At 53.3% G+C, this 12,866-nt stretch carries 8 protein-coding genes; all 8 read right to left on the bottom strand.

The window, feature by feature from the left end; translation table 11 throughout:
• Window positions 1-11: 11 nt before the first annotated feature.
• The 8 genes from FHS19_RS03970 to FHS19_RS03935 are packed head-to-tail and all read right to left on the bottom strand — an operon-like array spanning window position 12 to window position 12,838.
• Complete coding sequence (locus FHS19_RS03970) at window positions 12-878, bottom strand: carbohydrate ABC transporter permease (protein ID WP_183578893.1); 867 nt, start codon at window positions 876-878, stop codon at window positions 12-14.
• Complete coding sequence (locus tag FHS19_RS03965; RefSeq protein ID WP_183578889.1) at window positions 875-3,157, bottom strand: DUF5696 domain-containing protein; 2,283 nt, start codon at window positions 3,155-3,157, stop codon at window positions 875-877. Before FHS19_RS03965 ends, FHS19_RS03970 begins: the two co-directional genes overlap by 4 nt.
• A complete protein-coding gene (locus tag FHS19_RS03960; protein ID WP_183578886.1) occupies window positions 3,154-5,301 on the bottom strand; it encodes a YIP1 family protein in 2,148 nt (715 codons plus the stop codon). Before FHS19_RS03960 ends, FHS19_RS03965 begins: the two co-directional genes overlap by 4 nt.
• An 18-nt stretch (window positions 5,302-5,319) precedes the next feature.
• Complete coding sequence (locus tag FHS19_RS03955; RefSeq protein WP_183578883.1) at window positions 5,320-6,216, bottom strand: carbohydrate ABC transporter permease; 897 nt, start codon at window positions 6,214-6,216, stop codon at window positions 5,320-5,322.
• Window positions 6,217-6,218: 2 nt separating this feature from the next.
• Window positions 6,219-7,199 (bottom strand): carbohydrate ABC transporter permease, encoded by a 981-nt coding sequence (locus FHS19_RS03950; RefSeq protein ID WP_183578880.1) that lies wholly within the window; start codon window positions 7,197-7,199, stop codon window positions 6,219-6,221.
• The gene (locus FHS19_RS03945; protein ID WP_183578877.1) at window positions 7,186-10,164 is read right to left on the bottom strand and encodes an extracellular solute-binding protein; all 2,979 of its coding nucleotides are present in this window, start codon (window positions 10,162-10,164) and stop codon (window positions 7,186-7,188) included. Before FHS19_RS03945 ends, FHS19_RS03950 begins: the two co-directional genes overlap by 14 nt.
• 25 nt (window positions 10,165-10,189) lie before the next feature.
• The gene (locus tag FHS19_RS03940) at window positions 10,190-11,311 is read right to left on the bottom strand and encodes an ABC transporter ATP-binding protein (RefSeq protein WP_183578874.1); all 1,122 of its coding nucleotides are present in this window, start codon (window positions 11,309-11,311) and stop codon (window positions 10,190-10,192) included.
• 36 nt (window positions 11,312-11,347) lie between these two features.
• Window positions 11,348-12,838 carry a DUF5605 domain-containing protein gene (locus FHS19_RS03935; protein WP_183578871.1) on the bottom strand — a complete coding sequence of 497 codons (1,491 nt, stop codon included), beginning with the start codon at window positions 12,836-12,838 and terminating at the stop codon, window positions 11,348-11,350.
• Window positions 12,839-12,866: the final 28 nt, after the last annotated feature.

Here is a 12,866-nt window from a genome sequence, read left to right as displayed (position 1 = left end):
GTGGTCTCCCCCTACCTCGTAAATGTCGTGCCCCGAGCCGCTCTTCCCAGCACCAGGAATACAAGCCCCAGGAACAGCAGGATGATGATGAAATATACCCAAATCAGCGCGCTCGTAGGGCCGTACTGCGTCGGATTGACGCTCGCGATGATCGGATTCCCGGGGAACGTAAACAAGTCTACGACCGTGTAAACCGTATTCAAGAGCACAAAGGGCATCATCGCCGGCAGTGTGATCTTCCAGAACACTTCCCATGGATTGGCTCCGTCAATACGAGCGGCCTCGTACACCGATGACGAGATCGTCTGCCGTCCCGCAAGAAACAGTAAAATTTGAACGCCGGAATACCATAGAATCAGGATGAAGGAATTCAGGACGGTGACGATTGGCATTGACCAGGAAGCAGGCAAGTATTGCGTGAGCGCCGTCGAGATGGAATATTTCTCGAGGAACCCGAGCTCCCCTCGGCCCTGGCTTAGGAAACGCTGGATGACGTTGCCCGATGAAAAAATGACCGGAAGAAAGAAGACCGCCCGGAACAAGCCCCTCCCGAAAAACTTTTGGTTCAGCATGATCGCAATCATAAACGAGAAGATGACGATGATTGGAATCATAAACAGCACCTGCCGCAGAAACGGAAGCAGCTGATCGTAAAAGACGCCGCCGTCCTGGAACAAAATATTCGAATAATACTTCCATCCGACGAATTCGGTAAGAATACCGTTCCCGGTAATGCGTACGCTGTGAAAGCTCATATACAGCGAATAAAAGAGGGGGAACGAAACGAATAACAGGAACCCGACGATCCAGGGCAAGATGAGCAATATCCCCTCATACCGCTGGGTGAAAACGTTCTTTATCCGAATCCAGCCGCTCATGACCCCTCTCCTCCTTTCACGACGATAAAATCATTTGCTGGAATCTGCCGTCCTGCCACCGTGACTTGCGTATTGTTGTAGTTCACGATAATTTTCTTCCCATTCGCATATACGGTCTCCTTCACATTGGGAGCGACCGTCCGGTTACTCATGATGAACTGGTCCTGAACATCCCCGAGCGCTTCGCTATATCGCTTATACTCCTGCAGGATAGATGGCTCCCACTCGTCAAAGTTCAGACTGTACTGCCAAACCGAGTATGCACGCTTCATCTCCTCTGTCTTTGCCTGCATCACGCCAAAGGCCGGAGCAGCCCCGTATTCGATGCTGCGCAGGAAGTCTTTTTGATACTCGTCTCTTGCATTCCCCCAGTTCATCGTATATGGGACCAAGCCATGCAGTACCATTTGCGCAAACGGCACGGGTTCATCCAAAAACAAATCGTAAGAGTAGTCCCCTGAAATGGACCGGACGGCATTCGTTTTCTGAAGAGCATAAGCGTTGCCGCCGATCGTGCTCACGGTGGAAAACTCCGACTTGACCGTATCGATAAATTCCTGCTGCAGTTTCGCAGCCTCGCTGCGGTTTGCCGCGTATTTCCGGTTATAGTTGCTGTCCAGGCTCGAGCCCGTGCCGGCAAGCGCCAGTCCATCGACTCCCAGCGCCTTAAACGAATCGATCCGGCTCTTGATCCTGTCCAGCGACACCGCCGGACTGACCAAAGCAATCTGATCGTTCGCCTCGCGGCGGTTAAACTTGAGTATTCCTCCTGCCTGATCCTGCATCGCTTCCCTTTTCGGGTTAAAATCGCCGCCGTCCGTATTCAAGGTGTAATTCGTCTCGAGCAAAAGCGTATCTCCTTTTGACTTCGCGTACTCAGCCAGGCTTTTCATACCTGTGTTGCCGCCCAGATGCTTATCAACCTGCGTCCCGAACCCGAACCGGCTGACCCCTCCGGTCTGCCATCCTTGATAGGTGGCCACAATGAACGGGATGCCCTGCGAATGAAGGCGATCCAGGATCGACTGCGCCTCAACCGTCGTCGTTCCGGTAATAAACTTGTTCTGAAGGAAGCCCTTCTGCGAATCGCCGCCCACGATATCGAGAAATAAAGGAAGCGGTGAGCCGGCTGTCTGAAGCCGCTTCATGTTCTGCTCTTCGGTTAAATATTGACGGTACCTTGCGGCCATACCGGAGTAATCACTCTCCGTTTTGGGAAGAACGTAATAACGGACCGCGCGGTCCTCCCCGAATCTGACTTTGCTGTACGTATTAAAACCCGTCTTTTGATCGACCGAGGTCGGCTGGAAGTACTGCATGCGATATTCCTGCTCAATCGTAGCCCAGGCATATTTGCTGTACACGCCTGCTTGGGCCGCATAAATAGCGCCGTATTCCGCCCCTTGATCCGCTACAGCCAGAAAAGCGCTGCCGCCCGACTTGATGCCGTAGATCGGCATCGTGACCGGCTTCCGGTTCGTAAATATCGGGGCGTACGCGCTGTCGGGGCCGTAAATCGGCTCACGGTACACGCTGCGGTCATTCGTGATATTCTCCTTCAGGTTATAGATCGCGCCCGAACCGTCCGGCAGCAGAATGTACCCCTCTTGCCCGCGGGGCTGTGCAGCGCCCAGAAACGGATAGGCTTTTAAGCTGAGCAGCTGGTTCTTTCCTTCGGCAATGCCCGAATCAATAACCTTTGTTTCCACGTAATCGTCCTTAATCGTGACCTCGACCGGAATTATTAATTGAAGCGAAGGAAGCGCGAAAGTGACCGCGAATCCGTGCTCGACCGGTTTCCAGCTCATGATGCCGCCTTTTTGCGACAGCAAGCTGCTTACCAGAACCTCGGTCTGTTTAGCCGTGTCGATCGTCTCCATCATAATCGGGGAGAGCAGATTGCTGCGCCAATTGCCGCTGATGGTTTCATATGGCCAATCTTCCGGATTCGGGTACGACCTCAGTTCATGGCCGTCCCTTTTGTCACGGACCTTGAAATGTCCGGTGTGCTTATCCGCATACAGAACCAGCTTGCCTGTTTCTGCTACCTGCTCAAAGTCGGCATCATTCGGTAAATCGCCGCTTGTACTGACAGCCGGTTTCAAATCTGCAGGAATGGCGGCCTCTGCCGCCTGCGCTTGCTCGGTGACATTTGATGTTCCGCTGACGGAATGCGTCCATATGTAGATGCCGGCCGCCGCTGCAACCAGGATGCAAACGGTTCCGGGAAGCAGCTTCGTCAGCTTGAAGTTGAAGTCTCGCTTTCTTGCCCTGGTCAACGCACCGACACCTCCTGAACGATCGAGTAGATGAAGCTGCGCAGCTCGGTCGACAGACCGAACAGGATGAAGCACAGCACTCCGATAATAACCATCGTACCGACGGTATACAGTAAATTAACGGCCGTCTCGCCAACGGTATAATTTTGAATCGACATCACCTTCCAGATGAGCAGCAGAAACACCCATACGTACATCCCTTGATGAAGAAATTGATAGATGGACTCTTCGCTCAACGACATGCCGTTTGATATAAGCGTTAATGGCAAACCTACGACGATGAACGGCGTAAGCGCATAGGAGCTGCCGATAAATACGTCCTTAAACCGGCCTTCGCCGCGCATAATGCTGCTCACCAGGTAGTTCGATATCACCCATCCGACCCATACCAGGAAAAACTGCAGAAATACGGTCGTTGCGCTCAGCGCTTTGATCGCCTCGGCGTTAAAGGAAAAACTCGTATACGATCGGATGACGGCATAGGAGATATAGGCAAGCACGAGAACGACGCATGCGCTCAGGTAACTGCCTTTATGTTCATACCGGAGCGCATAGAAGCCGTCAACCGGATGCCGCAGAACATAGAAGGTGTGCCTTAATTGCCCTATAAACCGCGAGGTCAGCCGGATACGCGACAGCCTTAACCGGCTCAGCGCGGGATAGCGTTTCGCAGCGATCCTGTACAGAATGTACAGGACAATGACGCCAATCAGGATGTTCATTAAGAGGCCGAACCGATCCTGCAGCCATTCGAGACGGATTTGCCAAAACGCATTGGAGTACCCTTTTTGTATGCCTGCCTGAAGGTACAGCTTCTTCGCTTCCGGATAATCCCCGCGGGAATACGCTGCTTGGGCGAGGCCGATAACGGCCGGCGTATAATACGCGTTCAGATGCAGCACTTCACGCCAGACGGGCTCCGCTTCCTTATATCTTCCGTCGATGGTCAAATTGTTTGCTTTATAGACGAGTGCGCCGAATTCCGTTTGGCGGAACTTCTGAATCAGGTTTGCATTGTTGTCCAGAATGTAAATCTCGTTCTGGGAATTGATGTCGATGGCCGCCGGGCTCTTCACGATGCCGAGCTGCGTGGTGTTCGGACTTGCGTCGCCTGACCAGAAAAACAGCAGGTTGCCGAACGTGTCATATTGGCTGATCACTTTCGAATCGCTGTCGATGACGGAGAAATTCCCGAGCCGGTCAACGGCGATATCGGTTAAGTTCGGGATCTGGGTTGCAGCAGCAAACCGGATTTCGCCGAATGTATCGTTGCTCGTTCCCGTCGAGTTATCGGAAGCGAGAAAATCCTTACCAGCGTAATTCAGCTTCTTCACTTGCGAGCTCTTCAGCTGTTCACCAAACGAAACGGTGTACACAAAACCGCGTTCGTCGATATTTACATTGTTGATCGCAGGAGGCAGCTTGCTGATTTGCTTCTCGTACATCGCTCTCGTATAAATTTTCCGCTTAATGGAGTCCAGCAGCGTGAACGGCGCCTTGTTCGCAGCAAAGAATCGGACGAAACCGCCGTCAGGATCAAGCTGAAGGAGCCCGTTATAGCTACCCAGCGAGACGATGTATACGTATCCCCGCTTATCCACCGCGACCTTGATCGGTTCAAAGCGGTATCCTTCGGGAATGAAACGCGATTTCGGAAGCGTATATTCCTTCAGCAGCTTTCCGTCTGAATCAAGCATCACGATCCGTGCATTGCCGGTATCGGCCACATAAATATGGCCCTTCCCGTCAACGTACAGTCCCTTCGGGCTTGACAGCGGCTTTTCCGGAAGCGCCGGGAGCACCCGATCAAACGTTCCGTCCCGCTGGAAGACGACGATCCGATTGTTGCCTGTATCGGCGACGTAGATAACATCCTGCGAATCGACGAACAGGTCGCTGGGCTGCGCAAGCGGCGAGAGCACCTGCTTCTGCGGATCCTCCGGATCAGGGATGAAAATATCCCGGCCCAGCACCTGCTCCGGCGCGAATGCGGCCTGCGTCCATACCAGCGGATCCGTTTCGCTTCTATAATTCGTTGCATAAGGATAATCGGCGGATGCAACCGCCGGATAACCGACCCATACGAGGCACACAGCCAACAAGCCCCACAGGAGACGGATTATTTTCAACTTTGCCGGCTTCATAAGTTCTCCTCCCGTGATTCATTTAATGCCGGAATGGGCCATCGTTGCGATCACCTTGCTTTGGAAAACAAGGAAAATAATCAGGTTCGGTATAAACATGAACAGCGCCGCCGCCGCGACCGCCCCCTGTCTTGCCACGCTGTTGGCCATATTCGCCGTCAGCGTCGATACAAAATAAGGGAATGTCTTCATCTCTTCGTTCTGCATAAATAACGTGGACGATTCGACGTTGCCCCAGGCGGTCTGGAACGAAATAATGCCGATGGTGGCGACAGCAGGCATGATGACGGGCACGACAATACGCAGAAACACCGTAAACTCGCGGGCCCCGTCCATCCGTGCCGACTCGAGCAGATCGTCCGGAATTTGGTCAACGAACTGCTTCATGAGAAAGACGGCGACCGGTACGGCAACCATGGGCAGGACGTGACCCCAATACGTATTCATAATGCCTAAATGGCTGACGACGAGATACCGCGGAATCGTTACTGTCTCCGGCGCGAACAGCATAGTGAGCATGATCGTCGCGAACACGAGCTGGGAACCGGGAAACTTATGCTTCGACAGCGGGTACGCACATAATGCGCTGACCAGCGTGACCACAACTACGCTGAGCACGGCGACGACCAAGCTGTTGAAGATATAGCGCGTAACCGGCACAACTTGTTCCGATGTAATATTGAACAGCTCGATAAAGTTTTGCAGCGACGGTTGGCGTGCCCATATGGTCGGCGGATAGATGAACAATTCATCGTACGGCTTGAATGCATGATTGAAAATGTAAACGAGCGGCAGCAGCATGAACGCACTCAGCAGCACCAGCAGCAAGGTAATCAGCACCTCAAACCGGCTCAGCCTGAACAGCTTGGATCGCCTTCTGAAACGGAACCGCTTTCGAGTGAAAGGGATCGTCATAGTTATTCATCCCCCTTTGATCCGAACAGCCGCCAGCAGAACTTATTGGATAAATACATCAGCAGCAGCAGGAATACGGACAATGCGCTTGCATAGCCAAGCTCGAAGCGGATAAAGCCGTAATCGTCAATCTGGTTCATGATGAGGTGACCCGAATACTGCGGTGTCGGATTCATGCCGGACAGCTGCGTCCCGATGCCGCCGGCCTTGAACGTGCCGACAATCGCCATCACGGCGCCGAACAGCATCTGCGGCTTCATCGACGGAATCGTAATGTACCAGATTTCTTCCAGTCTGGATTTAATGCCGTCCAGCTTTCCGGCTTCATACAGCTCCGGATTCACGTTTAATATCCCTGCCAGCATCGCTAGAAAGCCGATTCCCATACTGGACCACAAAGTGACCACAATCATTGATGTCATGAGATGGTCCTTGCTCGTGACCCACAGGACCGGCTCTTTAATGAATCCCCATTCCAGCAGGAAACTGTTTAAATAACCGATGCGGTCCCCGCTTAATAGAGGCAGCCAAACAATTGTCATCGCGATCCCGCCCATGAGTGAGGGCGAATACATCGCGAGTGCGAACCATTTGCGCCAGACGCCGGGAAGGATGGAAATGAGCCATGCCAGCAGGAAAGAAGCAATGTAACCGAGCGGCCCGGCAATAACAGCGAATTTAAACGTATTCGGCAATGCGTACTGCAGGAACAGCAAATCGCCTGAAATCATGTATCGAAAATTCGCCCAACCGATGAAACGCGGCGGTTCGAGCGAGTTATAGGACGTAAAGCTGAGCAGCAGCGCGCACACGACCGGGACTAGGATAAAAAACGTAAAGCAGATCATAAACGGCGCGATGAATAGGTATGACAGCCGATAGCGCCAAATCTCTTTCATCAGGAGAGACAGCTTCCCCTTCGTGCGAACGGTGGTACCGGGGGCGTAACCGCGGTTCATCACCTGAGTATCACTTCTGGACATATGGATCCACCCCTTCCCACGGTTTGTTCACTTCAGGCAGCTCCTGCTTGCGGAGAACTTTCCCTTGGCTGTCCGTAATCCCGAATTCCTGCATCTTCCTCTGCATTTCCCTCTCGATTTCTCCGATAGCCGTTTCGAGCGAGCTCCGGTAATTCATTCCGTCGACAACGGTACGGTTCCAGGCATTCTGCAGTTCCCGCTCCAGGAAGTAACTGCCCGGTACGTTTGGAATTTCCTTATACCAGCGCCACTGCTCAAGAATCGCGTTCAAGTCGTCCTGCCTCCAAGGAAGATGGACAAAAGCTTCGATATTGGAGGTGTTCCAACGGAAAGTCAGGCCGTTCAGCGTTTCCAGATCGGAACCGTACGATTCCTGCGTATCGGCCGACGTCCACCACTTGAGAAACTCCCAGCTTTCGCTTGCCTTTTTCGTACGTTTGAAAATGACGGCTGCCTGTTCCGTTCCTCCCATCCATCTGGCGACTTCTCCATCCTGCTGCGGAACGCCCGGAACCGGGGCAATTCCCCAATATCCGTTCAACTCGGGCGCAGCCACCATTAATTGAATGTACATGCTGAAATCGGCGATCCCGATCGGCACGGTGCCGCTGCGGAACGACTGGTAGAAGCTGGCGACCTGCTGCGGAACGGCGTACACGTTGTACAAATCGGTCCACTCTTTAAATGCCTTGTAGCCGGCTTCCGTGCCTATGCCCGTATGCATGCCGTCCTTCGTGAAATATTCCGCTCCGTTCTGGTAAAAGAACGGCGTATGCGGGACCGTCATCATATTCAAATTGTTCTGCTGCAAAATCGGCAGCATGTCATAGACATCCTCCCACGTGTTTGGAACGTTGAGCCCCAGCTTGTCGAGGATGTCCTTGCGGTAATACAGCATGGAGAAGCTTTGGGTCTCGGGCACCCCGTAATACCCATTGTCGTAATAAAAAGGCAGCCACGTCCCCGGCGCAAAGCGCTGATACATCGAATTGAAATCAGGGAACTTCGAGAGATCGTACAATCCGTTGCGAATGGCGTAATCGTAGGGAAGCGTCTGCGGCAATCCGAGTGCGATATCTGGGGAAATATCCGCCGCGTTCATCAGAACCAGCAGGTTAGTATCCGGCAGCAAGTTGATTTTTACCTTGATTCCCGTCTTCGGCGTGAATTCCGCATCCGCAAGCTCCTGCAATGCGTTGATGTAATCGCGCCCGCGCAGCACCCACACGTTCAGCACATCTTCATCCATATCGCCAAGCTTATCCTTGGATTGGAAGGAGTAAAAGAAATTGACGAACGAGCCCTCCACCTTTTCGAAGAACGTCGATTCCATCCGCGGGTACGGCTGGTTCGACGGTACGATATACAGGCGGTCCAGTCCTAGTGGCTGACTTTTTAACTGCTGCAGCAGGTCGGCTACCTTTCCCTGGATCGTAATGAAATTGTCGATTTGATAGGGGATTTGGTTCGGGTCGGACAGCATAGACCGGATATCCTTCAGTGAAGTGAGCAGTCCTTGCGTGACATCGCTCTTCCTGCCATTCACTTCAACCAGGCTCTGCTGGACGCGTTCCAACGTATCTGCGGTTTGATCCACGTCCGCCGTGAAACCGGGCAAGTCCTGATCCATTTTCCAGGTCCGGTTCTCATCATCCGAGCCCCCGGTCAGCGCCTTGAGATCCTCGCCAAGAGCCATCAGCTTGCTTACGATGCTCTCCAGCTCATCGATCATCGGCTTGACGGGTGCCTGGGTCACCTGCATGGAAATCGTGTTGGTCCCTTTATTCAAATAAAATAAATACGGCTGCTCATTATCATCCGCCAGTTTGATCCCCTGCCAACCGGACGCATACGGAAACCGGTACGTCTCCATTTCGGCGAACGGTATTTGGCCGTTGATACGGATCGTTCGGAAGGAGGAACGGTTGGACGAGAAATTTTGCTTGGCGCGAAGGCCGAGTTTATAGTATCCGCTTTCAGGAACCTCGAATGTCCAGCTGAGTTCACCGTTACCGGAGGACCAGCGGGCGCCGTCGATGGTGTTATAACGGATCTTGCCTCGTTTATAGGGCGTACTCTCGATCTCGCTGTCGTATTTAAAAGAAATCGAGGAATTGCTTTTCCAGTCGGCCTTCTCCGCTTCGATCACAATCGGCTTAGCCTCTGCGCTGCCAACGTTCGTTTCCGCATAGGACTTGCTTACAGCTGCATAATCTTGGATTTGGTCGGGTGCACCCAGTTCAATCCCCGAAATGGACAACGGCTCATTGCTTGTCAAGCGAAGCGTATGCTTGCCGGGCTGCAGGAACCATTCCAGCGGTTCGACGTAGGCGCCGCCTGCATCACGGAGCGCTGTCGTCATCCAGCCGCTGATATCCTCGGCTACTGGCCGAATCTGGTCGCCATGCGCATCCAGGGACAGCTTGTCGGGATCTTTCCATCTCCGGTCCAGCGAGATGGATTTGGATTCAATGAAATCGTTCTTGCCGTCCAAGGTGACATTCAGCAGAATCGGCCTTTTCCGGTTTTCATCTGTGACGGGGCGGTAAGTCATATGAATTTGGTACAACCCGGCTTGCGTCACGTTCAGCTCGTATTCGATCCATTCGCTGCTTTGGACGCGCCAATCCAGAACGCCCGCTTTGCCGTCTACAGTGGCGATCTGAACATGGGCTTGTTCCGAAGTGCGCGCATAATCGGCAACCGGCACAACGATGCTGCCGTTATGATCGGTGGACGCGCCGGACTGCTTCCATTCCGCAAGCTTTTCATGAAAATAGGGTTCATCGGTATGGTCAGCGTTTACAGAAACCGGTTCCTGATTACCCGCTGCGTATGAACTCTGCTTCTGGTCGGAGGGCTGCCCCCCGCCGCCATTCTCCGCAAGCCCCGCCGAGGCCGGCATCAAGGCGAGAATCAAGGCCAGACCAATCACTGAAAACCGTTTCTTAAATGCCCTTAACATGAACCGTCTCTCCCTTTCGCCAATATCATACGTACATCAGGTTTTCCGTCGTATCCTTATCGAAGTAAAGCGCTTTCGACATATCCAGCGAGATGGTAACGGGCTCATCGTCTTTATAGTCCGATCCGGTCAGCGTTCGAACGATGAAGGAAGAATCGCTGCCGATATCAAGGTATAGATATGTATCAGCGCCCATGAGCTCCGAAAGTTTCACGGTACCCGGGATTTGGGATTGCGGATGACGGCCGATCATCTCCGGATCCGCGTACGTGTTCTCACAACGGATTCCAAGAACGACCTTGCGGTTCACCTTGCCGTGCTTCCGCAGCATTTCCGCGTGATGGTCCGCAATGGTTAAATAGGTCCGTTTCGTCTTCAGCTGGAGCTTCTCGCCCTGTTCCTCAACGGTTCCTTCGATAAAGTTGATCGGCGGCGTCCCGATAAAACCCGCTACAAACATATTTTTCGGATTGCTGTAAATCACGCGCGGGCTATCAACCTGCTGAATGACGCCATCCTTCATCACGACAATCCGGTTTCCCATCGTCATCGCTTCCACCTGATCGTGCGTCACATATACCGTAGTAACCCCGAGCTGTTTATGCAGCCGGATAATTTCCGTGCGCATCTGCACTCTAAGCTTGGCATCCAGGTTGGATAACGGTTCATCCATCAGGAAAACGCTCGGTTTCCTCACGATTGCCCTGCCCAGCGCCACCCGCTGGCGCTGGCCGCCCGATAACGCCTTCGGCTTTCGTTCCAGATACTGCTCAATCTCCAGCGTGCGGGAGGCCGACTTTACGGATTGGTCGATCTCATGCTTCGGCTCCTTGCGCAGACGCAGGCCGAACGCAATATTTTCATACACGTTCATGTTCGGGTACAGCGCGTAGTTCTGGAATACCATGGCGATATCCCGGTCCTTCGGCGGCAGGTGATTCACGAGCTTATCCCCGATATACAGCTCTCCTGAAGTAATGTCCTCGAGCCCGGCGATCATGCGCAGCGTCGTTGATTTACCGCAGCCGGACTGGCCGACCATCACCAGAAATTCGCCGTCCTCGATCTCCAGGTTAAAATCCTTCACGGCGTACTGTTTTTCTTTGCCAAACCGTTTATCCACATTTTTGAGTACAATGCGCCCCATGACGGCACCTCCGAACCATAATGTAAGGATTCCGCTCTATTGCCTATTCATTGCCGAAGAATCCAGCGAGCGTACCCGTAACGCCAAATACGGCCTCCCAGGAAGCGGAATGCTGCAAGCTCCGGAAAAAGTTCCTTTCAGCCGCTCGATCGTCATGCTCTGCGTATCGATGACTTCTGCCGTAAACTCTTTCCCTTCCGGCAGTTCCATAGGAAAAACAGCAGGACGGTGAACACCAAAGTATAGTAAGTAATAGCCGCCCTCCATGCCTATTGCCGGCACGTCTTTCACCGTGTCCAGGACAACCGGCTTCCCTGGCGCGTCTTCAAGGATCTGACGCAGAAACCGGATGCGCTCCGGACTCGTCCCGTGCAGCTGCCCGCCATGCGACCACCAGATGATATTGTCTTGATGCAAATAGGTTTCGCCGTGTCCGACATAGCCGCCGCGGGCCATGCCCTCCCAGAAGCGGTGCGTCATTTCTTCACCGGTAATGTTGCCCCATCGGCGGGGGATGTCCCCTTCATAACAGCATTCGTCAATCACGACCGGCTTGTTGTATTGGCGCCGGATCGCATCCGTGACGGTCAGGTCCCAATGCTGCAGACTCACGTGATCGACCCATGGCTTCGCGTGATCGTACAGATGAAGCGAGGACGGATCGTACATTTTGGTTCCGTTATGAATCGAGCGAAGATGCTGATAGGGATCATGCTGTTGAACGATTTGAAAGAACCTGTCCCAGTCCTCCGTCCGCTTCTCCCGCATGAAGTCATATTCGTTCGCGAGGGACCACCATACGTTGCGGTAGGCCGACAGCCGGGCGATGACGTACCGGAGATAAGCGTCGTCATCTTCAGCGCTCATACGGTCGAATCCCCAATGCCCCTTGTCATACGGGTGAAACAGGATGATATCCGCCTCTATTCCCATATCCCCCAGCTGCTTGATTCTGCGCTCAAGCTTCCGGAAGAAGCGCGGCTCAAAGCGCTCAAGATCAAAGCCTAGCTCTTTCGAGCCCTGGAACGGAAACAGCTCCGGCTCGGCGGTATTATACGTATACCTCTTTGGAAATACGCACATGCGAATTTTATTGAAAGGTGACGCTTTGAGCACGGCGAGCGTCTCATCCTGTAGTGCTTCGCTCTGGTGAATCCAAGCGTAACAAGTCGTGCCGAAGGGCATATAAAGCGTGCCGTCTTCATACTCGAAATGGTCCGGGGACACGGTCCGAACCATCCCGTGGTTGCCGCTGCCGGGATCCATGCACTCGAATTCGCCGGCTATTCCGTCCATTGACGGTATGTTGCTTTTTGTCGAGAATACCCATCTGCCGACGGAATCCGGCATAAATCTGATTTTGTATGCGCCGTCCCCGTCATAGAAACCGTCTGCCTTGACGACCCGGTCGCCGTTCCGGAATACGGCCAGCAGCCAGACGTCGCGATACGGATTCCCGATTGCTTCGCTGGAGTGAATCGAGGTTTCATATACAGCCCAGCGTTCCACCGCATGGTCTGTTGTCATGCTTCTCTCCTCCCAGATGACCGGCCGA

This window comes from Paenibacillus rhizosphaerae, from assembly GCF_014192015.1.
Classification (GTDB): Bacteria; Bacillota; Bacilli; order Paenibacillales; family Paenibacillaceae; genus Paenibacillus_AQ; species Paenibacillus_AQ rhizosphaerae.
The sequence above is the reverse complement of the archived record's forward strand: the minus strand, read 5'-3'. Positions and strand labels throughout refer to the sequence as shown.